The organism is Rhizobium album, assembly GCF_003122325.1.
GTDB lineage: Bacteria > Pseudomonadota > Alphaproteobacteria > Rhizobiales > Rhizobiaceae > Metarhizobium > Metarhizobium album.
Genome location: NZ_QFBC01000010.1, coordinates 1 through 22,639, shown reverse-complemented (window position 1 = coordinate 22,639; position 22,639 = coordinate 1). Strand labels below are relative to the sequence as shown.

28 protein-coding genes and 1 tRNA gene are annotated in these 22,639 nt (G+C 62.2%); 12 read left to right on the top strand and 17 right to left on the bottom strand.

Annotation, left to right across the window (positions count from 1 at the left end; all coding sequences use genetic code 11):
* Positions 1-66: 66 nt before the first annotated feature.
* Positions 67-933 (top strand): LysR family transcriptional regulator, encoded by an 867-nt coding sequence (locus DEM27_RS19975; RefSeq protein ID WP_109460023.1) that lies wholly within the window; start codon positions 67-69, stop codon positions 931-933.
* Between the two features lie 47 nt (positions 934-980).
* On the opposite strand, the gene DEM27_RS19970 is transcribed toward DEM27_RS19975, so the two are convergent.
* The 4 genes from DEM27_RS19970 to DEM27_RS19955 all read right to left on the bottom strand — a co-directional run bounded on the left by DEM27_RS19970 (position 981) and on the right by DEM27_RS19955 (position 3,352).
* The gene (locus DEM27_RS19970) at positions 981-2,021 is read right to left on the bottom strand and encodes an NAD(P)-dependent alcohol dehydrogenase (RefSeq protein WP_109460022.1); all 1,041 of its coding nucleotides are present in this window, start codon (positions 2,019-2,021) and stop codon (positions 981-983) included.
* 186 nt (positions 2,022-2,207) lie between these two features.
* Positions 2,208-2,570, bottom strand: coding sequence for a DUF4087 domain-containing protein (locus DEM27_RS19965; RefSeq protein ID WP_165823501.1), 363 nt, complete (start codon positions 2,568-2,570; stop codon positions 2,208-2,210).
* Positions 2,571-2,581: 11 nt separating this feature from the next.
* Complete coding sequence (locus DEM27_RS19960) at positions 2,582-2,896, bottom strand: hypothetical protein (RefSeq protein WP_128755535.1); 315 nt, start codon at positions 2,894-2,896, stop codon at positions 2,582-2,584.
* A 12-nt stretch (positions 2,897-2,908) separates the two neighbouring features.
* Entirely contained in the window at positions 2,909-3,352 is a 444-nt protein-coding gene (locus DEM27_RS19955) for a hypothetical protein (protein ID WP_109460020.1), read from the bottom strand.
* Positions 3,353-3,620: 268 nt separating this feature from the next.
* Here DEM27_RS19955 and DEM27_RS19950 point away from each other — a divergent pair, with 268 nt between their 5' ends.
* The 3 genes from DEM27_RS19950 to DEM27_RS19940 all read left to right on the top strand — a co-directional run bounded on the left by DEM27_RS19950 (position 3,621) and on the right by DEM27_RS19940 (position 6,805).
* Positions 3,621-4,274: a TetR/AcrR family transcriptional regulator C-terminal domain-containing protein gene (locus DEM27_RS19950; RefSeq protein ID WP_109460019.1), complete on the top strand. Its 654-nt coding sequence runs from the start codon at positions 3,621-3,623 to the stop codon at positions 4,272-4,274.
* A 52-nt stretch (positions 4,275-4,326) separates the two neighbouring features.
* Positions 4,327-5,346: a ketol-acid reductoisomerase gene (gene ilvC / locus DEM27_RS19945; protein ID WP_109460018.1), complete on the top strand. Its 1,020-nt coding sequence runs from the start codon at positions 4,327-4,329 to the stop codon at positions 5,344-5,346.
* Positions 5,347-5,581: 235 nt separating this feature from the next.
* Entirely contained in the window at positions 5,582-6,805 is a 1,224-nt protein-coding gene (locus DEM27_RS19940) for an aminotransferase-like domain-containing protein (protein WP_109460017.1), read from the top strand.
* Between the two features lie 65 nt (positions 6,806-6,870).
* On the opposite strand, the gene DEM27_RS19935 is transcribed toward DEM27_RS19940, so the two are convergent.
* Positions 6,871-8,772, bottom strand: coding sequence for a CASTOR/POLLUX-related putative ion channel (locus tag DEM27_RS19935; protein ID WP_109460016.1), 1,902 nt, complete (start codon positions 8,770-8,772; stop codon positions 6,871-6,873).
* Between the two features lie 228 nt (positions 8,773-9,000).
* Here DEM27_RS19935 and DEM27_RS19930 point away from each other — a divergent pair, with 228 nt between their 5' ends.
* The 3 genes from DEM27_RS19930 to DEM27_RS19920 are packed head-to-tail and all read left to right on the top strand — an operon-like array spanning position 9,001 to position 12,696.
* Positions 9,001-9,981 (top strand): ABC transporter substrate-binding protein, encoded by a 981-nt coding sequence (locus DEM27_RS19930; RefSeq protein WP_109460015.1) that lies wholly within the window; start codon positions 9,001-9,003, stop codon positions 9,979-9,981.
* Between the two features lie 7 nt (positions 9,982-9,988).
* A complete protein-coding gene (locus DEM27_RS19925) occupies positions 9,989-11,680 on the top strand; it encodes an ABC transporter permease (protein ID WP_109460014.1) in 1,692 nt (563 codons plus the stop codon).
* Positions 11,668-12,696 carry an ABC transporter ATP-binding protein gene (locus DEM27_RS19920; protein WP_109460013.1) on the top strand — a complete coding sequence of 343 codons (1,029 nt, stop codon included), beginning with the start codon at positions 11,668-11,670 and terminating at the stop codon, positions 12,694-12,696. Before DEM27_RS19925 ends, DEM27_RS19920 begins: the two co-directional genes overlap by 13 nt.
* Before the next feature lie 73 nt (positions 12,697-12,769).
* Here the strand turns inward: DEM27_RS19920 and DEM27_RS19915 are convergent, their stop codons facing one another.
* Entirely contained in the window at positions 12,770-13,144 is a 375-nt protein-coding gene (locus tag DEM27_RS19915; RefSeq protein ID WP_109460012.1) for a DUF4189 domain-containing protein, read from the bottom strand.
* Between the two features lie 241 nt (positions 13,145-13,385).
* Here DEM27_RS19915 and DEM27_RS19910 point away from each other — a divergent pair, with 241 nt between their 5' ends.
* The 4 genes from DEM27_RS19910 to DEM27_RS19895 all read left to right on the top strand — a co-directional run bounded on the left by DEM27_RS19910 (position 13,386) and on the right by DEM27_RS19895 (position 16,427).
* Complete coding sequence (locus DEM27_RS19910; protein WP_109460011.1) at positions 13,386-14,492, top strand: endonuclease/exonuclease/phosphatase family protein; 1,107 nt, start codon at positions 13,386-13,388, stop codon at positions 14,490-14,492.
* Positions 14,492-15,253, top strand: coding sequence for a DNA mismatch repair protein MutT (locus DEM27_RS19905; protein WP_109460010.1), 762 nt, complete (start codon positions 14,492-14,494; stop codon positions 15,251-15,253). The genes DEM27_RS19910 and DEM27_RS19905 overlap by 1 nt, the downstream gene beginning before the upstream one ends.
* Before the next feature lie 51 nt (positions 15,254-15,304).
* Positions 15,305-16,222 (top strand): PhzF family phenazine biosynthesis protein, encoded by a 918-nt coding sequence (locus tag DEM27_RS19900; RefSeq protein WP_109460009.1) that lies wholly within the window; start codon positions 15,305-15,307, stop codon positions 16,220-16,222.
* A 129-nt stretch (positions 16,223-16,351) separates the two neighbouring features.
* Positions 16,352-16,427, top strand: a tRNA-Lys gene (locus tag DEM27_RS19895).
* A gap of 61 nt (positions 16,428-16,488) precedes the next feature.
* Here the strand turns inward: DEM27_RS19895 and DEM27_RS19890 are convergent.
* From DEM27_RS19890 to DEM27_RS19850, 10 genes are all read right to left on the bottom strand, one after another.
* Positions 16,489-17,526: a tyrosine-type recombinase/integrase gene (locus DEM27_RS19890; protein ID WP_109460008.1), complete on the bottom strand. Its 1,038-nt coding sequence runs from the start codon at positions 17,524-17,526 to the stop codon at positions 16,489-16,491.
* Between the two features lie 236 nt (positions 17,527-17,762).
* Positions 17,763-18,296 carry a VUT family protein gene (locus DEM27_RS19885; protein ID WP_109460007.1) on the bottom strand — a complete coding sequence of 178 codons (534 nt, stop codon included), beginning with the start codon at positions 18,294-18,296 and terminating at the stop codon, positions 17,763-17,765.
* Complete coding sequence (locus DEM27_RS19880) at positions 18,286-18,927, bottom strand: hypothetical protein (RefSeq protein WP_128755534.1); 642 nt, start codon at positions 18,925-18,927, stop codon at positions 18,286-18,288. The genes DEM27_RS19885 and DEM27_RS19880 overlap by 11 nt, the downstream gene beginning before the upstream one ends.
* Positions 18,928-18,965: 38 nt before the next feature.
* The gene (locus DEM27_RS19875; RefSeq protein ID WP_109460005.1) at positions 18,966-19,148 is read right to left on the bottom strand and encodes a hypothetical protein; all 183 of its coding nucleotides are present in this window, start codon (positions 19,146-19,148) and stop codon (positions 18,966-18,968) included.
* Positions 19,145-19,867, bottom strand: a complete 723-nt coding sequence (locus DEM27_RS19870; protein ID WP_205908932.1) for a DNA-methyltransferase — start codon at positions 19,865-19,867, stop codon at positions 19,145-19,147. Before DEM27_RS19870 ends, DEM27_RS19875 begins: the two co-directional genes overlap by 4 nt.
* On the bottom strand, positions 19,864-20,292 hold the full coding sequence (locus DEM27_RS19865) for a hypothetical protein (RefSeq protein ID WP_109460004.1): 429 nt from the start codon (positions 20,290-20,292) through the stop codon (positions 19,864-19,866). Before DEM27_RS19865 ends, DEM27_RS19870 begins: the two co-directional genes overlap by 4 nt.
* Positions 20,289-20,558: a hypothetical protein gene (locus tag DEM27_RS19860; protein WP_109460003.1), complete on the bottom strand. Its 270-nt coding sequence runs from the start codon at positions 20,556-20,558 to the stop codon at positions 20,289-20,291. Before DEM27_RS19860 ends, DEM27_RS19865 begins: the two co-directional genes overlap by 4 nt.
* A complete protein-coding gene (locus DEM27_RS34975) occupies positions 20,551-20,676 on the bottom strand; it encodes a hypothetical protein (RefSeq protein ID WP_280954527.1) in 126 nt (41 codons plus the stop codon). The genes DEM27_RS19860 and DEM27_RS34975 overlap by 8 nt, the downstream gene beginning before the upstream one ends.
* A complete protein-coding gene (locus DEM27_RS19855) occupies positions 20,666-21,337 on the bottom strand; it encodes a hypothetical protein (RefSeq protein ID WP_109460002.1) in 672 nt (223 codons plus the stop codon). Before DEM27_RS19855 ends, DEM27_RS34975 begins: the two co-directional genes overlap by 11 nt.
* Complete coding sequence (locus tag DEM27_RS19850) at positions 21,330-21,689, bottom strand: hypothetical protein (RefSeq protein WP_109460001.1); 360 nt, start codon at positions 21,687-21,689, stop codon at positions 21,330-21,332. The genes DEM27_RS19855 and DEM27_RS19850 overlap by 8 nt, the downstream gene beginning before the upstream one ends.
* A 64-nt stretch (positions 21,690-21,753) precedes the next feature.
* Here DEM27_RS19850 and DEM27_RS19845 point away from each other — a divergent pair, with 64 nt between their 5' ends.
* Positions 21,754-22,029 carry a hypothetical protein gene (locus DEM27_RS19845; protein ID WP_109460000.1) on the top strand — a complete coding sequence of 92 codons (276 nt, stop codon included), beginning with the start codon at positions 21,754-21,756 and terminating at the stop codon, positions 22,027-22,029.
* A gap of 10 nt (positions 22,030-22,039) precedes the next feature.
* Here the strand turns inward: DEM27_RS19845 and DEM27_RS19840 are convergent, their stop codons facing one another.
* Positions 22,040-22,546, bottom strand: coding sequence for a hypothetical protein (locus DEM27_RS19840; protein ID WP_109459999.1), 507 nt, complete (start codon positions 22,544-22,546; stop codon positions 22,040-22,042).
* Positions 22,547-22,639: the final 93 nt, after the last annotated feature.

Genomic DNA, 22,639 nt, shown 5'->3' with positions numbered 1-22,639 from the left:
TGACATTCGACAAACGAATAGAAAATATGTCTGTCATAATAATTTTTAATGATGAGATCATCTTCCATGCGGCTTGAAAGCGATATGCTGCGCACCTTCGTGGCAGTGGCCGAAACCGGCAATTTTACCCGTGCCGCCGATCTTTCCGGGCGGACGCAATCGGCGGTCAGCATCCAGATCAAGAAACTGGAAGAGACGATCGGTGACCTTTTGTTCGAGCGGGGATCACGCGGCGTGACGTTGACGGCCAAGGGACGGCAGCTGCTCGGTTATGCCCGCCGCGTCATGGCAATGCTGGACGAGGCGGCGGCATCGCTGAAGGCGCCGCGGTTGCACGGCATGGTGCGGATCGGCATTCCCGAGGAATATGGCCATTCGATCCTGCCAAAAGTGCTCGGCCGCTTCGACATGATGCACCCGGATGTCGAGGTGACGGTGCAATATGGCAGTTCGCGTGCCAATGCCGCTGCCCTGGCCAAGGGAGAACTGGATATCGCCGTCGTCTTCGAGCAGGCGAGCAACACGCATCATGAAGTGTTGATGACCGATCCGACGGTCTGGGTGACGTCGACGATCCATGAAACGCATCGGCGCAGCCCGGTGCCGGTCGCCATGTTCGCTGCTACCGGCTGGTTCCGCAGCAGCGCCATGTCCGGCCTCGACGATCGCACCGAGCCCTACCGTATCGCCTATGTCAGCGACAATCACACCGGCCTCGCGGCGGCGGCGACATCGGGCCTGGCGATCGCGCCGCTATCGCGCAGCGGCATTCCGGAAGCGTGCCGGGAACTGACCGTGGCCGACGGCTATCCGATCATCGATTTTTCCAACGTCGTGCTGCTGGTCGGGGCCCGCGGCAGTGACGGGGTCGTCGACGGCATGGCCAACGCCATCCGCGACGCCTTCCGGCTGGCGGCGCCGCGGACGTCATAAAGGAGTTCGCCGAGGGCGGGGCCTGCCCTCGGCATGACGCCCGATCCTCAGAGCGAGGCGATGTCGATGACGAAGCGGTAACGGACGTCGCTGTTGACGACGCGGTCGAAGGCTTCGTTGATGTCCTGGATGTTGATCGTCTCGATTTCGGCGGTGATGCCGTGTTCGCCGCAGAAATCCAGCATTTCCTGGGTTTCCTTGATCGAGCCGATCATCGAGCCGGAGAGGCTGCGGCGGCCGGGGATCAGCGAGAAGGCGTGCACCGGCACGGCATGTTCGGGAACCCCCACCAGCACCATCGAGCCGTCGACCTTGAGAAGCCCGAGATAGGCATTCCAGTCGATCGCGGTGCCGACGGTGTTGATGATCAGGTCGAAGCTGCCGGCCAGTTTCGTGAATGTTTCCGCGTCGCTGGTCGCATAATAATCCTTAGCGCCGAACTTCAGGCCGTCGTCCTTCTTGGACAGGGACTGGCTGAGCACGGTCACGTCGGCGCCCATCGCAGCAGCGAGCTTGACGCCCATGTGGCCGAGGCCGCCCATGCCGACGATCGCCACCTTCTTGCCCGGGCCGGCGTTCCAATGACGCAGCGGCGAATAGAGCGTGATACCGGCGCACAGCAGAGGCGCGCCCGCATCGAGCGGGATGTTGTCCGGGAAGCTCAGAACATAGCCTTCCCTAACGACGATCGAGTCGGAATAACCGCCAAAGGTCGGCGTCGTGCCGTCGGCTTCCACGGCGTTGTAGGTGCCGATCAGGCCGGGCATGTAATGTTCGTAGTCGAGGTCGCGGTTGGCGCATGTGGTGCAGGAATCGACGAAGCAGCCGACGCCGACGCGGTCGCCGACCTTGAATTTCGTCACCTTGGCACCGACGGCAGTGACGGTGCCGGCGACTTCATGGCCCGGCACCATCGGGAACATCGAATTGCCCCATTCGTTGCGGGCCTGGTGGATGTCGGAGTGGCAGACACCGCAATACTGGATCGAAATGACGACGTCGTCCTCGTTGGGCTCGCGACGGTCGAAGGTGAAGGGCGTCAACGGTTTGGATGCGTCGGTTGCTGCATATCCCTTGGCGATAGGCATGGTCAGTCTCCGTGATGAAATGTCTTGATGTATTCGGCGCAGATCCGCGCCGCAGAAGGCAGGGCGCCCAAAATAGCGGTCAGCATGGGAAAGGCTAAACCGGAGGCGTCCTCCTTTTACGACGGGGCGGACGAAAAAGACAGAGCTGTTTCGATCACGAAGTTGTTTGTGGATCGCCCGAAAATCCTATTCGGGCGAAGAGAGTGCCGGGTCGTTGTTGCACTTGTTCAGCGACAACTGGCGGAAGGAGTAGATCTCGGTGATCCGGCCTTCGTTCCAGTCGGTATCCACTTCCATGCAGGCGCAGGCATAACCGTAATTGCCGTTGGTGCGCACGTATTGGCGGGCGGAGATGTCGGGGATGTTGTCCATGCCGGGCGGTTCGTCGCCAGCGCCCTGCGACATGATCACCCATGTCCCGTCCTTGTCGGACAGCGACCAGTTGCCCGGCGTCGGGTTCTGGATCCAGCCGCAGCGGTTCTTGGCCATGGCGGGCGCGGCGGCAGCGATGATGACGGCGGCAGCCAGGATGGTCTTGAGCATTTTCATCGTCGTCGCTTTCAGTTCGTTACGCGCGAGCAGGTGAAGGAATCGCCCGAGGCATCGGAAAGCCACTGCATCTCGCGGCCGTTCACCGACACCCAGAAGCTGTAGCCGTCGTCGAAGATGAAATGATAGCTGCCGTCCTCGACATCCACCCTCTGCGCCGTCAGCGGGCCTTCGCCGGCGTCGTAGGTGTTGCGGGTGAAGGTGAAGACGCCGACGCCGCAATCCCACGATCCGGCGTAGGAGGGCAGGACGGTGGCTTTGGCCGGCGGGATGCCGCTTGCCGACAGGACCAGCAGGCCGGCCACGAGTTTAGAAGTCCGTTTCATGATGTTCCCCTGTCAATTGTTGATGGCGATGACCGCCCAGTGGCTTCTGCTGCAGGAATTGTTGTCGCAGACGGCGCTCAGCCAGACGGCATTGCCGACCATCACGCCCTCGCTGTTGACGAAGAGATCGCCGTAGCGCTGGTTGGCGACGGCATCCTTGGTTTCCTGCATGATCAGCGAACCGTAATTGTCGATCAGGTCCTGCGCTTCCAGCACGTCGTAGCTCTCGCCGTTGGCCTGGACCCGTAGCGGGAAATTGCTGATGCCGGCCAGTTCCGCCGCATCGTCGTTGTTCAGCGCTTGCGTCAGGCGGTAGAACGCCTCCTCGAAGGCCTGCGCATTGCCGTGCAACTCCTCGATCCGATTGAAGACATCGGTATCCTGGTCGGCATGCGCGGGCAGGCTGGAGAAGACAGCGGCAACTGCAATCAGGGCCGCGGCGACGAAATGTCTCATAAAACCTCCGAGACGATAAAGCTGAATATGTGAAGACTTATAGACCTGTTGCGGATCCGGCGTGAGGGAACAAAGCCGATACTGCCCCGTTCGCTCGCTGTTCATTTTTGGGTCTTCTTCAAGACGTTCCGGGGCAAGATTTTCTTCGTTGCGGCAGAACCGGTTCGGAAATTTTTCTTGCCCTCGAGAATCCCGCTTGACCGCTGCGCGTCCCTGCTGCATAACGACCACGAACCGTACCGTACGGTACTTATCGAGGAGAGGCGCCTTGCAGGCAGACAGCGCGACAGCACCGGAGTTTTCGCCGCGCCAGAACGCCGTTCTGAGCCAGGCGCTGCGGCTGCTCGTCGACGGCGGCGAGAAGGCGTTGACGACGGCCGGCGTGGCGCGGGCGGCGAACTGCTCCAAGGAAAGCCTCTACAAGTGGTTCGGCGACCGCGACGGCCTGCTCTCGGCGATGATCGCCTTCCAGGCCAGCAAGGTCCGGACCTTCGAGCGGGATGGTGAGCGCCTGACGGTGCCCGGCCTGCAGGACCATCTGGAAGTGTTCGCCAAGGATCTGCTTGACGTCCTGTCCGGTGATGTCTCGCTGGCGCTCAACCGCCTCGCGGTGGGGCAGGCGAGCCGCGACGGATCGAAGCTCGGCCGGCTCTTGATGGAGCATGGCCGCCGGCAGATCGACCGCCGGGCGCGAGCCCTGATCGACGCCGGCCGGCGCGCCGGCCTGCTCGCCTTCGACGATGGCGAAGAAGCCTATCGCACTCTTTACGGCCTGATCGTGTCCGACCTGCATGTGCGCATGCTGCTCGGCGATCACCCGGAGACCGATTTCAGCCAGCGGGCGGAGAGGGCGGTGCGCGCCTTCCTGAAGCTCCACGGCACTGCAAAGACTTTGGCGGAAGCCGGCCTGACAGCGGCCTGATCCCGTCTCGAAACACAGGTACAACAGACAAGCACAAGGGAAGGACATTCAAATGCGCGTCTATTACGATCGTGATGCCGATCTCAATCTCATCAAGTCCAAGAACGTCGTTATCGTCGGCTACGGCTCCCAGGGCCGCGCGCACGCGCTGAACCTCAAGGATTCGGGCGCGACCAACGTGGCCATCGCTCTCAAGGCCGGTTCGCCGACCATCAAGAAGGCCGAAGCCGACGGCTTCAAGGTCATGACCGTCGCCGAAGCCGCCAAGTGGGGCGACCTCCTGATGATGGCGACCCCGGACGAACTGCAGGCCGACATCTACAAGGCCGACATCGCCGGCAACATCCGTGACGGCGCCGCCATCGCTTTCGCCCACGGCCTCAACGTCCATTTCGGCCTCATCGAGCCGAAGGCTTCGCTCGACGTCGTCATGATCGCGCCGAAGGGCCCGGGCCACACGGTTCGCGGCGAATACCAGAAGGGCGGCGGCGTTCCCTGCCTCGTTGCCGTTCACCAGAACGCTTCGGGCAACGCCCTTGAACTTGCGCTCTCCTACGCCTGCGGCGTCGGCGGCGGCCGTTCGGGCATCATCGAGACCAACTTCAAGGAAGAGTGCGAAACCGACCTCTTCGGCGAACAGGTCGTTCTCTGCGGCGGTCTCGTCGAGCTGATCCGCGCCGGTTTCGAAACCCTGGTCGAAGCCGGTTACGCACCGGAAATGGCCTATTTCGAGTGCCTGCACGAAGTGAAGCTGATCGTCGACCTGATCTATGAAGGCGGCATCGCCAACATGAACTACTCGATCTCCAACACCGCCGAGTGGGGCGAATACGTCTCCGGTCCGCGTATCATCACTGCCGAGACCAAGGCCGAGATGAAGCGCGTCCTCACCGACATCCAGACCGGCAAGTTCACCTCCGAGTGGATGCAGGAATGGAAGGCCGGTGCCGCCCGCTTCAAGGGTATCCGCCGCAACAACGACGCCCATCAGATCGAAGAAGTCGGTGCCAAGCTGCGCGGCATGATGCCGTGGATCGGCAAGAACAAGCTGGTCGACAAGGCCGTCAACTAAGATCGTCGCCGAAAGTGAAAATCGGGCCGGGGCGAAAGCTCCGGCCTTTGTCGTAAGACTTCGTTTTTCCGCCGGATTGGTGTGAAAACGTCGTGACTTCAGGTCAGCCGATGCTTCGCCCGGGCAACGGCTTGCCGGTCACTTGTCACGGTGACAAGAAAATAGGTCAGTATTGTTGACATAAATTGGGCGGCGTGTTTCTCTTCTCTTCATAAGAACACACTGAGGAAACCCCATGCTGAATTGGGACAATATCTTCGCCACGCGCTCGCTGCGCATGCGCGCCTCCGAAATCCGCGAACTTCTGAAACTTCTCGACCGCCCGGACATCATTTCGTTCGCCGGTGGCATCCCCGATCCCGCCTTGTTTCCCGACAAGGATTTCAAGCAGGCCTATGCCGAGATCTTCGACAGCACCGCGGTCAATTCCGCCCTGCAATATTCGGTCAGCGAAGGCTATAAGCCGCTGCGCGAATGGCTGATCAAGGAGTTGGCGAAGCTCGGCATTCCGGCCGGCCTCGACAACGTCTTCATCGTGTCCGGCTCGCAGCAGGGGCTGGATTATCTTGGCAAGCTGTTCCTGTCGCCGAAGGATACGGCGCTCGTCACCTGGCCGACCTATCTCGGCGCGCTTCAGGCATTCAACGCCTACGAGCCGTCCTACGACCAACTGACGCCGGGCGGCAACCGCACGCCGGAGTCCTACCGCGCCACGGCCGAACAGAACGGCGGCAAGGTGAAGTTCGCCTATCTCTCCGCCGACTTCGCCAATCCGACCGGCGAGACCGTCAACCGCGAAGACCGTGAAAAACTGCTGGCGCTGGCCGAGGAACTCGACATCGCCGTCATCGAGGACGCCGCCTACCAGTCGCTGCGTTACGATGGCGAGCCGGTGCCGCCGATCCTTGCGCTGGAAATCGCCCGGAAGGGCAGCATCGAGGAAACCCGCACCATCTATTGCGGCAGCTTCTCCAAGACGCTGGCGCCGGGCCTGCGCGTCGGTTTCATCGTCGGCAACGCCCAGGTTATCCGCAAGCTGGTGCTGATGAAGCAGGCGGCCGACCTGCATTCCTCGACCATAAACCAGATGGCCATCGCCCATGTCGCCGAACACGGCTTCGATGCCCAGGTCGCCAAGATCAAGGCTGCCTATAGCCAGCGCCGCAACAGCATGCTGTCCGCCCTGCAGAAGTACATGCCGGCCGGCGTCGAATGGACGAAGCCGGAAGGCGGCATGTTCGTCTGGGTGACGCTGCCGAAGAGCCTCGACGGCGCCAAGCTGCTGGCGAAGTCGCTGGAGACCGCCAAGGTCGCCTTCGTGCCCGGACAGGCCTTCTTTGCCGACGGATCGGGCGCCAACACGCTGCGGGTCAGCTTCTCCTGCGCCAATGACGAGATGATCGAGGAAGGCATCAAGCGCCTCGGAAACCTCATCGCTTCGGAAATCGCCGCAGCCTGATTGCGGTAAAAGAAACGGCGGCGGTCGAGAGACCGCCGCCTCAAGTGCCTGATCCGTAACGCAGATCAATCCCGCGCCAGGACGATGACGCGGTCGGTTTCGAGAAACGATACCTTTTTGCCTTTCGGCGGATTGACGACCACGCCGCCGAGATTGCGGGTATCGGCATCTTCCGGGCGCTGGCGTCGGTAGCCCAGCGCGATCTCGCCGCGCCGCAGGGCGGAATAGCTGACGGTGTAGAAATCGCGCGGCGCATCGATGGCGACATAGTCGGAAATCGGCCGCATGTAGATTTCCGACCCTTCCTCATCCAGCAACTCGTCGAAGATCGCCGCCATCGTCTCGTTTTCCGAGGCCTGGGCGAGCATCAGGCTGACCAGCTTGTTGCTGACGACGAAATCGTCGGCGCGGGTGACTTCGGCGAGTTCGCGGTTGCGCACGTCGGTCATTTCGCTGACAACGCTGATGTGGCGGCCGGCTTTTTCGGCGATGCGGCGAATGGTCAGGAGCGTCACCAGCGTGCGCGTGTCTGCCGTCTGCGGCGCCAGGTGGTCGCTGTAGCCGAGCACCAGCACGTGGTCGTATTGCGGGATATCGAGCGCGTCGAGCGCCGCGCGGCTGCCGGTGTCGATGATCCGGTAGTCGATCGTCAGGTTGCCGCTGATGTCTTTCAGGGCTGCCATATCCGCTTCGAGTTCCGGCGTGTCGGCGGCGATCGTCAGCAGCGACCCCGGCGCCACGTAGCGCGAGAGTTCGGTGGCGATGATCGGGCCGCGCCGGTTCCAGCCGAGCAGCAACGTCCGTTCCGGGCCGGGCGTATGTTTGACGGCCGGCAGGACGGCCTGCTTTTCGATGCGCAGTTCCATCGAGGCTGATTTGATCGCCGCGTCGTCTTCGGCGATGATGATCGCCTTCTCACCGGCAACGATGATGCGGCTCGGCGGTGGGTTGAGATGCACCGCGCCTTCGGCATCGCAAAGCCCGATCAGCGTGCATTTCTCGTAGGTCATGGCGGCGGCGCCGAACGGCTTGCCGACGATGGCGGGCTGGTCGATCGTGTAGATCTCGCAGCCGTCGAAGTCGAGCAGTTCGGAATAGACGGCGCTCAGGCCCGACTGGCGGCTGGAATGCACGACGATGCGCGAAATGAGATTGTCGGCGAGCACCAGCTGCAATTCCTTGCTGCCGACCATGCGGGCGACTTCGGCGTTGCGCGACTCGCGGATTTCCGCGGCGATCTGGTAGGGTTTTTCGCGCCGCTTCGGATCGTTGACCAGGGCGAGCACCGACTTGATCACCTGCGAATCCGCATCCTCGCCTTCCGGGGACAGCACGATGATCGACCGCGAGGTCTGCGGATTGACGATGCCGAGGTCGTAGAGGTCGGTCGGGTCGCCGCTGCGGCAGATGATCTTGGTGTTCTTGAGGTCTTCGATCTTGTCGGCGATCTCGTCCTCCATCTCCACCTTGTCCTTGTTCGCCATGATGACGATGCGCGGATGCTTTCGGCTCTGGTTGGCGATGACGAGTTCGGAAATGACGTCGAAGATCGACGGCGACCAGTTGAGGATGATGGTCTGGTCCTTTTCGAGCACCAGCGAACGGCCCTTTCGCAACTCGCCGAGCTTGTCCTCGATGCCGGCGCTGAGCACGCCGATCAAGGCGGAGAAGACGAAAATGCCGGCGATGGTGACGACGAGCGAGACGCCACGGAAACCCCAGCCGGCATCGCCGCCCATGGTGCCGGCGTCCATGGTGCGCATCAGCGATTCCCAGGCGCCTTCGATGAAGCTGACGGGCGAGCCGCCCTCCGGGGCGATCTGCGTGATCGCCAGGAAGGCGCCGGCGAGAATGATGACGATGACCGATATCAGCGCCAGCCATCCGATCAGCGCGATGGCGCCGGCGGCCATGCTCTTGTCGAACTCGTAGCGCAGGCGCGCACCCCAACCCGTAGTCTTGCTCATAGGCAGTCCAAATCAATGTTTCCTTTTTGTCCGAATCGCAGATCGACCGGAATTTGGCAACGAGGTTAGCGAGTTGGCGCTTGGCCGATACCTGAAAAAGTCACAGCATGCGCCAATTTGGCGATGGTGCGACCCGGCGGACGGCTCTCGTCCGTGACGCCTGTCACATGGATGTAAACTGACCGTGGTTTAGCGGCTTCTCTTCTTGCAAAAAACAGGATCGCCGCCATGAAGACCTTGCTTTCCGCCCTGACCGCAGCCGCCGCCTTCGGCCTGATGGCTTTTTCGGCCAACGCCGCCAATCTGGTGCTCTACACCAGCCAGCCCAACGAGGACGCGCAGGCGACCGTCGACGGCTTCATGGCCGTCAATCCCGACATCAAGGTCGATTGGGTGCGCGACGGCACGCCGAAGATCATGGCCAAGCTGATGGCCGAAATCGAGGCCGGCAATCCGGTCGCCGACGTGCTGCTGATTGCCGACACCGTGACGCTGGAGCGCATGAAGCAGGCCGGCCAGCTGCTGGCCTACAAATCGCCGGAAGCAGCAAACCATGATGCCGCTCTTTATGATGCCGACGGTTATTATTACTCCACCAAGCTGATCACCACCGGCATCGTCTACAACACGGCGGCCGGCATGAAGCCGGAAAGCTGGCTCGACCTGACCAAGCCGGAAGCCAAGGGCCTGGTGACGATGCCGAGCCCGTTGACCTCGGGTGCCGCCCTGATCCACGCCCAGACGCTGGCCGGCGTCGAAGGTCTCGGCTGGGATCTCTACAAGAACCTCGCTGCCAACGGCGCGATCGCCGCCGGCGGCAACGGCGCCGTGCTGAAGTCGGTCGCTTCCGGCGAGAAGGCTTACGGCATGGTCGTCGACTACATGCCGATCCGCGAGAAGGCCAAGGGCGCGCCCGTCGAATTCGTCTTCCCGAAGGAAGGCGTATCGGCGGTGACCGAACCGGTCGGCATCCTCGCCTCCACCAAGAACGCCGAGGCTGCGCAGAAATTCGTCGATTACGTCCTGTCCGAGAAGGGCCAGAACGGTTTCGTCAAGCTCGGTTACATCCCGGCCCGCAACGGCATGGCGCTGCCGGACGGTTTCCCGGCCCGCGACAGCATCAAGGTCCTGCCGATCGACGCCGCCGAGGCGCTGAAGAACACCGACGACGATCTCAAGACCTTCTCCGGCATTTACGGCTCGAACTAAGACCGAGATGACCCGATCCGCTTCGGGAAGCAGCCAGCCCCGCTGGCTGCTTCCCTTCGTCATCCTTGCCGTTGCCCTGTTGAGCGTCCTGCCGCTGTCGCGGCTTGCCGTCGCCGGTTTTGTTGCCTTGTGGCGCGGCGATCTCGGCGGGCTTCTGGCTGACCCCGCCCTCTGGTCGTCGCTGCGCTACACGCTGGAGACGGCGCTTTTCGGCACGGCGATCTCCGTGCTGCTCGGCGCGGCCTTCGCCTTCCTGCTGACGCTGACCGACCTCAGGGGGCGCTCGGTCCTTGGTTTCCTCTTCGTCCTGCCGATGATGATCCCGCCGCAGGTGACGGCGCTTGCCTGGGTGCAGATGTCCGGGCCTTCCAGCCCGCTGCTCAAGGCACTGCACATCGCCCCGCCGCTCGGGTCGCCGCAACCGCTCTATTCCGTCGGCGGCATCGCGCTGCTGTTCGGCGTCCAGCATGCGCCGCTCGTCTATCTTGCCTTGCGGGCCGGGTTGATGGCGCTGCCGCGCGACGGCATCGAGGCTGCGAGGCTTTCCGGCGCCTCCAGCCTGCAGGTGTTTCGCCATATCGTCCTGCCGCTGTCGATGCCGGGCCTGATCGCCGGCGCGGCCATCGCCTTCGTGTCCTGCGTCGGCAATTTCGGCATACCGGCCATCCTCGGCATCCCGGCGTCGATCTACACGCTGCCGACGCTGATCTTTTCGAAGTTTTCCGCCTTCAGCAGCCGGACCTTCGGCGAAGTGGCGCTGCTGTCGACCGCCATCGCCCTGATTTCGGTGGTGGGGCTCGCCGTCCAGGAACGGGTGCTGCGCGGGCGGGATTACCGCGTCATCGGCCTTGCCGGTGCTGTCGCGACGTTTCGGCTCGGGGGCCTCGGGCTACTGGTGGCGCCGCTTTTATGGCTGCTGTTGTTCTTCGTGCTGGTGGCGCCGTTCATGGCGTTGCTCGCCGGCGCCCTCGTGCCCGCCTACGGCGTGCCGCTGACCTTTTCGACCCTGTCGTTCCATGCTTTCGAGGAAGTGCTGTTCCGCCAGTCGGCGACACGCACGGCCTTCGCCAATTCGCTCTTCCTGTCGGCGGCGACGGCGTTCGGCCTGCTTCTGCTGACGCTGCTGGTCGGCTATCAGCTGGCATCGCGACGCGGCGTGCTGGCGCGGGTGCTGACGGCGCTGGTGGAGATCCCCTACGCCTTGCCCGGCATCGTGCTTGCCGTCGCCTTCATCCTGGTTTTTGCCGGCCCCCTGCCGGTGCTGAACGTCACGCTGTACGGCACGATCTGGATCATCCTGATCGCTTATTTCTCCAGCTTCTTCGCCGTCAGCCTGAAACCGGTGGTCAGTGCCTTCCGGCAGCTCGATCCGGCGCTGGAGGAGGCGGCGCGGCTGTCCGGCGCCGGTTTCTACCGGCGGCTTGCCGATATCGTCGTGCCGCTGGTAGCGCCGGCGGCCGGGGCCTCCGTCATCCTGGTGTTCCTGATCGCCTGCAACGAACTCACCGTCTCGGCGCTTCTGTGGACGGCCGGCACCCAGACGCTCGGCGTCGTCATCTACAATCTCGACGACAGCGGCGGCTCCGATCTGGCTTCGGCGCTGTCCGTGCTGGTGGTGGTGATGGTGGTGGCCATGATGCTGGCGCTGGAATTTTTCGGAAAACGCCTGCCAAAAGGGGTGCTGCCGTGGCGAAGCTGATCCTCAACCATGTCGGCAAGGATTTTGGCGGCAGCCGCCCGGCCGTTTCGTCCTTGTCGATCGATGTGCGGGCCGGCGGTTTCCTCGCTTTGCTCGGGCCGTCCGGCTGCGGCAAGACGACCGTGCTGCGCATGATCGCCGGCTTCGAGCAGCCGAGCGACGGCTCCATCCTGCTTGGCGACCGGCTGCTCGCCGACGCGGCCTCGATGGTGCCGCCGGAACGGCGCAACATGGCGATGGTGTTCCAGTCCTATGCCCTGTGGCCGCATATGTCGGTGGCCGAAAACGTCGGTTATCCTTTGAAGGTGCGCGGCATTTCCGGCGAGCGCTGGCGCAAGGCCGTTGCCGACGCGCTGGAGGCGGTGCGGCTGCACGAGCATGCCGAGCGGCAGCCGGCGGACCTCTCCGGCGGCCAGCGGCAGCGGGTGGCGCTGGCGCGCTGCCTGGTGACGTCGCCGGACGTAGTGCTGCTGGACGAGCCGTTGGCCAATCTCGACCGCCACCTGAAGCAGGAAATGGAGGAGACGTTCCGCGATTTTCACAATCGCTCCGGCGCCACGATGATCTACGTGACGCATGACCAGAGCGAGGCGATGGCGCTGGCGACCGAGGTCGCCGTGATGTCGGAGGGCAGGCTGGTGCAGCTGGCGCCGCCCGAGGAGATCTATGCCAGGCCGGAAGGGCGGATGGCGGGTGCCCTGATCGGGCAGGGCGCCATCCTGCAGCTACCGCTGCCGGAGGGAACGCCCCGGCTGCTCGACTGGGCGGCCCTCCGGCCGCTCTTCCAGGGCCATGCCGCCGGCGCTTGCGCGGATATCCTCGTCCGCCCGCAGCATGTGGTGGTCGATCCCGAGGGCATCGCGTGCCGTGTCGTTTCGGCCCTTTACGAGGGCGAGCGCTACGCGTTGCGGCTGGCGCTGCCGGACGGCCAGATCCTGCGGGCGTTCAGCGCCGCCAGGGTTTCGCCCGGCGAGAAGCTGGCGGTCGCCATCCTGTCGGCCTGGCGCCTTGCTTGACCCTTTCTACGACGCATGTCGGACGGCCATTTCCGCCCGGATGTGCCGATGGCAGCTCGCAAAACCCTGCCGATCAGGGACGGGCGCCCGAGCACTGCCAGCGGATGACTTCGCAGTCGTAGGAATATTGCGAGCAGCTGTTGATCGCTTCGCGCTCGGCGCGGCGGCGGTTCGTGCCCCAGCCGGAACCCCAGCCATCCGGGCCGGCCGCTACGGCGCCGCAGGCATCGCGGAACCACAGGACCTTGCAGTCGCCGCGTCCGCAATTGCCCATGGCGGCACGTTCCGCGCTGCGGCGCGAGGGATGGTCATAGGACCAGCCGAGGGCGCCGGTGCGGCGCGAATAGGCGATGGCGCCATAGCTTTCCGCGAAAGCCAGCTCCGGGAGGGATGTGGCGGCGACTGCCAGCGTCATCAGCAGTGTAAGGGAGCGAATTCCAATCTTCATGGTGGAGTCCTTGATCAGCCGAGGAGGGAATATGGGTTGCAGGTGTCGCGGCAGGCGGCGTCCCCCGACACCTGTCACGATATGTCTGAAAGACGTCTGGAGAAATGGAAATAATCGGTCGTTAAACGCGGCGAGGCGACTATTTTTGGGAGGCTTTGCCTTCTCTCTTTCGGCAGGACGTTGGCCTTTCCCGGCCTGTCGCCTGCCGTTAGACTGCCGGAGCTTCAATCGGAATTGATTCATGTCGCTTCGTCTTGCCACCTTCAACATCGAAAACCTCATGACCCGGTTCGATTTCACCGGCTTTCGCAACCAGCTGCGGCAGGACCGCGTGTTAAAACTGTTCGAGGTCAATGGCGAGGAGCAGTATCGCCGGCTGGAGGAAGCGCGGACGATCGCCTCGACCGACGATACCCGCCAGCTCAGCGCGCTGGCGATCGCCGAGGCCGATGCCGACATCATCTGCTTGCAGGAGGTGGACAACATGGGCGCCCTGCAGGCCTTCGAATACGGCTACCTGTTCCGCATGGTCGGCAACGGCTATCGCCAGAAATACCTGGTGCAGGGAAACGACAGCCGCGGCATCGACGTCGCGGTGCTCATGCGCGAGGAAACGATCGATGGCCAGAAGATCGAGCTCGTCGACCTGCAGAGCCATGCGATGATGACCTTTCTCGACATGCCGTCGGAACTGGGTCCTTTCCCGGCGGAAAACCTCGGCGACAAGATCTTCAAGCGTGACTGCCTGGAGTTGGACCTGCGCATCGGCGGCCAGCCACTGACCCTCTATGTGGTGCATTTCAAGTCGATGGGCTCCAGCCGCGACGGGCTGGACGGCCGTGAATCGACCATGCCCATCCGCAGGGCGGAGGCGCTTGCCGTGCGCCACATCATCGAGCGGCGCTTCGGCAAGGGGCACACGGCCAACAAACGCTTTGTCATCTGCGGTGACATGAACGATTACCAGGAGCGCATCGAAGTGATCGGCACCCGGCGCACCGGCTATCGCTTCGTTCATCACGACGAGCCCGAAAGCGCGCTGGACGTCTTCAGCCATGACGGCTTTGCCGAAAACGTCATGCGCCGCCGCGACGTCATGGATCGCTGGACGCTGTATCATGCGCGCGGGCCGCAGGAGCAGCATCTCTGCCAGCTAGACTACATCTGGCTGTCGCCATCGCTGGCGGCCAGCAATGCCACCCATGTGCCGCAGATCATCCGCGGCGGCCAGCCGTTCCGCACGGTGTTTCCGCCGGGGCAGGAGGTGGAGCGGTATCCGCGCACCGGCTGGGACCGCCCCAAGGCCTCCGATCATTGCCCCGTGGTCATGACCCTGGACCTCGTCTGATGCCGGCATCCGCGGACTACCCGCACGGCTGGCCGCCGGAAGACGCCATTTTCCCGCTCGCCGATGCCGAGCTTGCCGTTCTGCCCGGCGAGCATCCGTTCCACGCTGCCGAAAAAGGCGCGGCCGCCCGCAACTGGCGCGACGAGATCGCCGCCAACCCGGCGCTCTACGACGGCTCCATGGTGTTCTTTTCCCGCATGGCGCTTGAGGGCGGGCGCATGCGCGGGCAGGGGCACATGGTGCCGTTCTCGACCTTCATGTGGTGGCGCAAGAAGCCGCGGCCGGACGGCGTCCATCTTTTCACCTGGGCGATCCCGGTGTCGCGCGACGGTGCGGTGATCGCCATCCGCATGGGGCGCCATACGGCCAATCCCGGGCAGGTCTATTGCGCCGCAGGCTCGCTCGATGCCAGCGATGTCTTCGACGGCCGCTGCGATATCGCCGGCAACATGCGGCGCGAGGTCCTGGAGGAGACGGGGCTCGACCTCGCCGTCGCCGAGCCGCTCTCCGGATACCATGCCCTGCATCGCCACCGGCGCATCACCATCTTCCGCTTTTTCCGCTTCGATCTTTCGGCGGAGGAGATGCTGGAGCGCATCGCCGCGCATATGCTGGTCGATGAAGAAAAGGAAATAGACGGGGCGGTGGCGATCCGTTCCGCTGATGCCGACGCCCATGCTTACAACGCCATGATGCTGCCGATCCTGCGGCTGTTTTTCGACGAGGGGCTGCCGGAAGAAAAGCCTGTTGCGCCAAGCTGATGGCTGGGGCAGGTTGAGCCACTGCCGATGAATGATTCAAGGGAGAGCGGCATGGCGCGCGACTACAGCATCTATGATGTTTTCACGGATGTCAGGCTGGCCGGCAATCCGCTTGCCGTGGTCTTCGACGCCGATGGACTCAGCGATGCGGCCATGCAGGCGATTGCCGCCGAGATGAACCTGTCGGAGACGGTCTTCTGTCTAGCGCCTGCCAATCCCGGCCACGCGGCGACGATCCGCATCTTCACGCCGGCGCGGGAACTGCCCTTCGCCGGGCATCCGACGGTGGGCGCGGCGATCGCCCTTGCCGAGCGGGCGCATTCCGGCCGGTCCGGCGCGCTGGACCTGGTGTCCGTGCTGGACGAAAAAGTCGGGCCGGTGCGCTGCGCCGTTCGCCTGAAGCCGGAGGAGGCGAGTTTCGCGGAATTCGACCTGCCGCGCAAATCGGTGAAGATCGCCGCAAAACTGGACCGGCAGGCGCTTGCCGATGCATTGAGCCTGAAGTCGACGGAAATCGGTTTTGAAAACCACGTGCCTTCCGTCTGGAGCGCCGGCTTCCCCTTTTTGATGATCCCCGTTCACGACCTCAGTGCGGCGCAGCGCCTGGAATTCGACGCGCACCTGTGGGAGCGCACCGTGCCCTTCGTCGAAGGCCGCCTGGCATCCGCCTATGTCTATTGCCGCGGCGGGGTCCATCACGGCGCGAAGTTCCACGCGCGGATGTTTTCGCCCGAGATGGGCATTCCGGAGGATCCGGCGACGGGCTCGGCGGTGGCGGCCCTGTCCGGTCCCATCCATCATTTCGATGCCTTGCCGGACGGCCATCATGCCCTTGTGATCGAGCAGGGCGTCGAGATGGGGCGCGCGTCTTTCATTCACCTTCATATCGACGTCGAAGCCCAGGATATCGCTGCGGCACGCATCGGCGGACAGGCGGTGCGCGTCGCGGCCGGCGTTCTGGATCTCTGATTTTCCTCGCCTTTTTGGTCATCCCAATTTTTTTCGGCAATTTGTGAAGTTTTTTTGCCAGGCCGCTGGACAATCCTCCGGATCCTGTTTATACGCCGCATCACGCCACCGGAACGGGGCGGACGGAACGGGTGATTAGCTCAGTTGGTAGAGCAGCTGACTCTTAATCAGCGGGTCGTAGGTTCGAGCCCTACATCACCCACCAAATCAACCGCTTAGAGGCGGTTCTGATGCCTCATTTTACAGTTCCACGATATTTTACAATTTCATTTTCTTTTTGTTCCTCGACCAATCGCGTCTATCACCTCCTGGCCTGCCAAATAGTGCTTCCGTATTATCACTTCAGCCTCATCCTGGGAGTGACCTGATATCTCGGCGATCAGCTTGATTTTTTCGTCGTGCGACCTGTCTAGGTGAGCGTAGGCGTAGGTAATGGCAGTCCCCCGCAGATCGTGAAATGTGACGCCCTTGATTCCGAGCCGGGCCATTTCCTTCCTCCATGAGGCCCTGAACCCACTTGGCGTCCAGTTCTGCCCGAAAGAGTTCACGAGGATTCTCTGCCTTTGCGCCTCCTTAGCTTTTCGAAGGATAGGCAAAATATCCATGGCTGCTACCACGCGAACCTTGGCGCCGGTCTTTGCTTGTCTGATGGAAACTCTCTCTCCGTCGAAGGCAAGGGTAGGCATGGACAAGATGTCGGTTTGGCGCTGCATAGTCCAAAGCGCGATTTTGGCGACGTCTCGAATGTGGGGCGCTGCATGGTCCAGAACCTTACGCAGTTGCTCGTTCGACCAAATAATGTCGCGTCTGCTGCCCTCGTGAAGGCGTTCGATCCGTTCGAGCGGATTGCGCAGGATTATCTCATTGCTCTTGGCCCAGGCAAAAACGCGTGCAAGGAGAGCAAGATGCATGTCAGCAGACCGCGGCGCCTCCTTCATCCCATCGCGCCAGTTCATGAAGATCATGCGGCTCCCGCGGGCTTCGACCGCACGAATAGGAAATGTCTCATATTCCAACCGTATCGTTGCCAACTGCCGTTCGTAGTCGCGCCTGGTGGATGGGGCTAATTTCCCGTAGCCAGCCGTTTTCCGAAAATCCTCGATCAGCGAACCGATCGTGCCTTCTCGGACGTCTTTCTGCCGGTCCTTCGTAAGTCGGAGGAATTCTTGAGTGAAGGCCTTGGTGCCGGGCTTCGACATGATGCGGGGAGCGCCTTTGCCCCGCCATGCGTAGTAGTATGTTGCGAAACTGCCATCGGCCAATTTCACCCTCAACTTATGCACGCCGACCAGCTTGCCTTCCATTTACCCACCTATCGAGCGCAGCTTCGGCGCTGTCGTCTTGTCCTTCGCGAGCCGGAAACCTTTTGGGGGAGAATTCGATCTCGCCGCTAGGATGCATGATGACCCTGACGCCATGCAAGGCGGCAGCGGCGGCGGCGTCGGAGATTTCGGACTTCGTGTATACCCTAGCTCGGCTCATCCTCCGCTCCTCTCCGCCGTATCGGCAGACACCAGCAGTTTATCCTTGGGAGAGGTGGTCATGCTGCGATCCTCCGACGGCTGCTGGCGAGCCAGAGGATCGGCAGCGCGGCGAGCGTCATCCAGAGTTTCCCGAGGGTCTGACCGGCCAGATAGTCAAGCGAGCCGAAGGCCAGCCACAGGAAGACCGCGCTATCGACAACGGCGCCGGCCATACCACTGAGGAGCACGGCGAGCCACAGGCGGCGCTCGCGCAGCGGGGCATAGACAGCGAGGTCTGCCAGTTCGGCCAGCACGAATGCCAGGACAGAGGCGACCAGCAATGCCGGCGCGGCGAACAGCGCGGAAAGGACACCGCCGATACCGATGGCGATTAGCGCTGCCTTGGCGCCGCCGGCCTCGTGCACCATGTCACGCAAGACCAGCGATGCGCCGACGACAAGCACGCCGCTTGGGGCGGTGAGTCCAAAGCCGACCGGCAACAGGCACGGGCCGTCAGGAATGCAGACCGTGCCGACATTGCCGATCATCCAATTTGCGAGCGGGATGGTTGCCGCAAAGGCGGCCGTCAAAACGATGGTTTTAAGCGACATCGGTGATGAGCCTCCTCTGAGGGACAAAGATTTTTGGCGGGTTGACGCGGTCCAGCCGGTCGGCCATCCGGCCGGGCATATCCTCGCGGTCCTTGTAATTTCTGGCGATGTTGACGCTATCGACCGAGGCGAACGGCCAGTTGCCTGCCTCATTCATCATCCGGAGGCCGTGGATTTCCGGCTGGAGGCCCGCATCTTCGAGAGCCGCGAAGGCTTCGTGCATGCGCCCTTTCCAGACCGGCGAGCCGACTTTCCAATATTGCTGGCTGGAACCGAAGCAGATGCGCGTCCATTGGCGCGCAAGCTCGATCAGATAGGAGATCGGCAGCCCCAAGTGCCAGACGGGCGCTCCTCGGGACTTTGGGAATGGCCAAGTCGCGACAAGCGCACGCTGCTCTTCGACCGTGCCGTCGATCCGATCCGGCACTACTGCCCAATGTGGAGGGCGCAGCATCGGCCGAAGCCAATTGTAATAGGCCTCCCGATCGACGGTCCCACCTTGCTGGAAGTGCGTGAACTCGCCACAATCGAACATGATCGACTGCATCATCCGCAAGGACATTTCGACCTGCGGATCCCTCTTGGTGGCAAACGAGATGCAGACATGTCGGCCGGCGAGGTCGAGCAACATCACTTCGGGCGTCAGCGGCAGGCCATGATGGTGGATCGTCATCGCGCCTCCCGCACGGCCTGGACAGCCGCCGCGAAAAGCTTCGGTGCGTGCCAACGTGGATCGAAGATGATGGTGTCGGGGCCGGGATAGTTCCGGACGAAGTATTCGGTGAAGGCAGCTTCGGCTGCAGCGTATTCAGGAGTGCCGCGCGCCACAATGTTCTTGGGTGTGTCGGTCATGCTGCCTCGCTTTCGGCCATAAGTCGCTGTTCTGCGATTGCGAAAAATTCGGCGTCCTTTTCGATGCCGATGAACTGGCGCCCGGTCAGCTTGCAAGCAACGCCCGTTGTGCCGCTGCCCATGCAGTTATCGAGAACCACATCGCCGGGATTGGTGTAGGTGCTGATGAAATATTCCATGAGCGCGACCGGCTTCTGAGTCGGGTGCAGTTTCGACCGTTGCTTGTCGCTCGAGAAGAACAGGACGCTGCGCGGATATCGCTCTGTTGAGTCGTAGGGCGTCTTGGTTTCAACGCGCCCATAGTTGGTGCTCTGTTTGGCGCTGACCTCACGCAGGGCTGTCTTTCGCGGGTGCCCGAATGTCTTCTGCGGGTTGTAGGTCGGCAAGCGATCATAGAAGACCAGCACATTCTCATGGGCTTTCATCGGCATCTTCTTCGCGTTTAGGTGCCCCGTCGCGTTACCTTTTTCCCAAATCCACTCATAACGCAGCATGCGCAGGTTCGACGCGCCAAGGGTCTTGTCGAATGGCGTCTGCGCCGTCAGGACGATCGCGCCTTTGCAGATGCGTCGATAGTGTGCCCATAACGCAGGAAGATGGACTTCGAAATCCCATTCGTTCCGGGTCGTCTCATATGGCAGATCGCAGAGGATCATATCGACGCTGGCGTCTTCGATCTCGTGCATGCGCTGCAGGCAGTCGCCGAGCATGAGCTTCATAGCTTGTCGCCCTCCACAGCTGCCGTGACGTGGCGATGCACGACGGCTTCTAAATCTTTCATGGTGATAGAGATCGTGTCGTCGCTGGCCGGATCGGCAGGGCCGTCCAGTTCGCAAGCGGCAGTCACAATACGAGCGGCAAGGCGGTCAACGTCCACCCGCAAATTATCCTTGGGTGCCTGCTGCGCAGCCAAGGCGGCTTTCGCGTCGGCAAATCCTTCGAGATGGCCGTCGCGTGATTTGATGAGCGCACCGAACGCTGCTGTTGCCGCTTCTGGATCAGCAATGCACCCGGCATTCCACCCGGCCTTTGCCCCGGCAATAAACTGGCTGTCGCAAAGCGCCTCGTGGATGCGTAACTGGTCGGCCGAAAGGCTTGCCACGAATGGGCTACCGGTTACATTGTCCTTGGGTGTGTCGGTCATGAGCGGGGCTCCTTCACGCCGAGGACTTCGCGGATCTCGCGTTTCGCGTGGGACCGACCAATCTCGTAGGCCTTGTCAAGAAAGGCGATGAGTGCGTCGCGGGCTGCTATGCCTTGGTCATTGTTTTCGAAAGACTGCTCGCCGTAGGTGTACATGCCGAGAGGACTGACCGTGCACCGGGTCCAGTCATCGCCGCCCTTGCACGCCGTCCAGTCTTTCCAAAAGCTGACACGGCAGAAACTATAAAGGTGCTCGTGGTCAGACATCGGAGTCCTCCGTGTAGCAGTGCCGGCAGACCCGGCCCCGGTCTCTGGGATTGCAGGTGAGGAAACGGGTCGGCTGGAAGTCGTGCCAGCCAATCCAGCAGAGGAGCTTACGGAGCATCAGAGCCTCCCCCGGCGGCGCGAACCACATCGCCGGAATAGATGGCTTGCGACCACCGATTGTAGCTTTCAGGAAGAGCAGCATTGATCGCGGGACGGCTATCAAGGATGTCTTGCAGTAAGTCGCGCTCAGCTCGCATTTCGGCCAACTGCTGCTGTAGGCTGACCTTTGCATCCATATTAACCTTGGGCGACGACAGAGCCTGTTGCGCAGCCAGGGCGCGATCAACCCGGCGTTCAACCTCGGCAAGCATCTGCTCGCGGGTAAAGGTCTCGTTCGTCTCAGGGGAGGGATAGGCGTAGACAGGAATATGGGCTTGCCAGTCCCGGCGCTTGTAGAGGCACACTGACCCCGTCTTGAGCATCTCGCGGTCGCTACCACGCAGGTATCCAATCGGCATAGTCTGACCGTCATGCGCATCTTTTCGAGGATGCCGGCGGCGCTTGTCGCCAAACTCATCCAGCCACTCGAAACCATGTTGTGGGTGCCATCCGGCCGCGCCGAGGTCGTTGACCACGATGCAAATGCTGCCGGGATAAAGGCTGTATAGGTCGCGAAGGAATTCCTCGATCCGCTTTGTCTCGTGGAACGGGCCTTTTTTATCTGGCACCATTCCGTAGCGCTGATGGATTATCCAGGTGGGGAATTTGCTATCATCCACGGTCGGAGCCCTCCGTGGTGGCGCAGGCGGCGCGGCACGGGATGGCGATCCGATACCTGCCATCCGGCAAAAAGCTGCCCTCGTAATGCTGGTCAGACGCAAGACGCCACTCTTTCGCGTCATCTGCGTTGATGATGAGACCGTCGCCAGTGTCCTCGACGCGGACGGTGACCCATCCAACCACATTGTTCTTGGGGGAGGGTGTTTCGATCAACGAGGCCCATGGCTTGGTGCGCTGTTCGAACGTCCCGTCATTTTTGCACCATGCGCGCCAGCACTCTTCGCAGTAGGCGTCCTGCGCGTTGGCATAAAACTCGCGTTTGCAGTTCGGGTAATGATCCAAGCTACGCATCGGAGCTTCCCTTCATCAAGCCTTGGTTGTAGCGTGCGGTCTCGGATTGTAGGGGAGCGAGACAATGCTTTCTGAGTTGGAGAAGGCCAGCGTCACGGACGCAGTCCACGCGCTTGTAGGGGACATGCCCATTGGCGTGCCGTTCGGCTTTCGAAGGCTGCGGGCCTTGCTTTCGGAGCGACATGGCATCACGGATGACGTTCGCGATGACGAGGAGTTTAAGCCGACGGTAGAAGAGACGATGGATAGAATGTTGACGTACCCCAAAGCTATTCCGGATCTTCAAATTGCACCGGAGGTGGATGGCGAGCTCCAATGGGTTCGGGCTGGCGCAGTCTAATTTAGACATTTCAGTTCCCCCTGGCGGCAGCGCGGTCAAGGCGCTCGATCTCGGCGATGATAAGGGCACCGGCCCGGACCAAATCTTGTCGGGGCGATTTCGGCTTCCACCAATCCCGGCTCCATGACAGGGGCCAGAGCTTCGGAACTGCGAACGCGCCGCCGGGCTTGCGGGCCAATAGCTTCGATCGCGCCGCACTTTCGCAGTAGCTGCCGGCTGCAAGAGCCAATTCGCCATTTGTATGCTCGTCGTCGCGGGCGGTACTCCAGCCCTCCGTTTCGATCTGCCGGCGGCGTTCGGCAGCAATATCCGCGAGGGCCTGCCCTCCCGCCAAATTCGTTTGTGGCGCTTCGGCGTATAGGGGGACCGTTAGTTCCTCGTCTCTGAACTTGCTGTTTGAGATTGGAAACATGCCGCCTTGGCCAGCCTTCAAGCGCTCGAATATGTCCGGCGCGATATAGGCCACGGGCGACGGCGCCATTTTGTTCTTGGGGGAGGGGGTTTCAGGGTTCGTCATGCTGCGATCTCCATGTAGGCGCCGATCACTTCGGCCGCGACTTGCGGGACGATGGCATTGCCGTAGGCGCGCAGGCGTCCCATTCTGGCGGGA

Bases quoted from the DNA above. Each gene is read 5' to 3' on its own strand.
- DEM27_RS19975 (WP_109460023.1), top strand. From the start codon at position 67: ATGCGGCTTGAAAGCGATATGCTGCGCACCTTCGTGGCAGTGGCCGAA.
- DEM27_RS19970 (WP_109460022.1), bottom strand. From the start codon at position 2,021: ATGCCTATCGCCAAGGGATATGCAGCAACCGACGCATCCAAACCGTTG.
- DEM27_RS19965 (WP_165823501.1), bottom strand. From the start codon at position 2,570: ATGAAAATGCTCAAGACCATCCTGGCTGCCGCCGTCATCATCGCTGCC.
- DEM27_RS19960 (WP_128755535.1), bottom strand. From the start codon at position 2,896: ATGAAACGGACTTCTAAACTCGTGGCCGGCCTGCTGGTCCTGTCGGCA.
- DEM27_RS19955 (WP_109460020.1), bottom strand. From the start codon at position 3,352: ATGAGACATTTCGTCGCCGCGGCCCTGATTGCAGTTGCCGCTGTCTTC.
- ilvC (WP_109460018.1), top strand. From the start codon at position 4,327: ATGCGCGTCTATTACGATCGTGATGCCGATCTCAATCTCATCAAGTCC.
- DEM27_RS19940 (WP_109460017.1), top strand. From the start codon at position 5,582: ATGCTGAATTGGGACAATATCTTCGCCACGCGCTCGCTGCGCATGCGC.
- DEM27_RS19935 (WP_109460016.1), bottom strand. From the start codon at position 8,772: ATGAGCAAGACTACGGGTTGGGGTGCGCGCCTGCGCTACGAGTTCGAC.
- DEM27_RS19930 (WP_109460015.1), top strand. From the start codon at position 9,001: ATGAAGACCTTGCTTTCCGCCCTGACCGCAGCCGCCGCCTTCGGCCTG.
- DEM27_RS19925 (WP_109460014.1), top strand. From the start codon at position 9,989: ATGACCCGATCCGCTTCGGGAAGCAGCCAGCCCCGCTGGCTGCTTCCC.
- DEM27_RS19915 (WP_109460012.1), bottom strand. From the start codon at position 13,144: ATGAAGATTGGAATTCGCTCCCTTACACTGCTGATGACGCTGGCAGTC.
- DEM27_RS19910 (WP_109460011.1), top strand. From the start codon at position 13,386: ATGTCGCTTCGTCTTGCCACCTTCAACATCGAAAACCTCATGACCCGG.
- DEM27_RS19905 (WP_109460010.1), top strand. From the start codon at position 14,492: ATGCCGGCATCCGCGGACTACCCGCACGGCTGGCCGCCGGAAGACGCC.
- DEM27_RS19900 (WP_109460009.1), top strand. From the start codon at position 15,305: ATGGCGCGCGACTACAGCATCTATGATGTTTTCACGGATGTCAGGCTG.
- DEM27_RS19890 (WP_109460008.1), bottom strand. From the start codon at position 17,526: ATGGAAGGCAAGCTGGTCGGCGTGCATAAGTTGAGGGTGAAATTGGCC.
- DEM27_RS19885 (WP_109460007.1), bottom strand. From the start codon at position 18,296: ATGTCGCTTAAAACCATCGTTTTGACGGCCGCCTTTGCGGCAACCATC.
- DEM27_RS19880 (WP_128755534.1), bottom strand. From the start codon at position 18,927: ATGTTGCTCGACCTCGCCGGCCGACATGTCTGCATCTCGTTTGCCACC.
- DEM27_RS19875 (WP_109460005.1), bottom strand. From the start codon at position 19,148: ATGACCGACACACCCAAGAACATTGTGGCGCGCGGCACTCCTGAATAC.
- DEM27_RS19870 (WP_205908932.1), bottom strand. From the start codon at position 19,867: ATGAAGCTCATGCTCGGCGACTGCCTGCAGCGCATGCACGAGATCGAA.
- DEM27_RS19865 (WP_109460004.1), bottom strand. From the start codon at position 20,292: ATGACCGACACACCCAAGGACAATGTAACCGGTAGCCCATTCGTGGCA.
- DEM27_RS19860 (WP_109460003.1), bottom strand. From the start codon at position 20,558: ATGTCTGACCACGAGCACCTTTATAGTTTCTGCCGTGTCAGCTTTTGG.
- DEM27_RS34975 (WP_280954527.1), bottom strand. From the start codon at position 20,676: ATGCTCCGTAAGCTCCTCTGCTGGATTGGCTGGCACGACTTCCAGCCG.
- DEM27_RS19850 (WP_109460001.1), bottom strand. From the start codon at position 21,689: ATGCGTAGCTTGGATCATTACCCGAACTGCAAACGCGAGTTTTATGCC.
- DEM27_RS19845 (WP_109460000.1), top strand. From the start codon at position 21,754: ATGCTTTCTGAGTTGGAGAAGGCCAGCGTCACGGACGCAGTCCACGCG.
- DEM27_RS19840 (WP_109459999.1), bottom strand. From the start codon at position 22,546: ATGACGAACCCTGAAACCCCCTCCCCCAAGAACAAAATGGCGCCGTCG.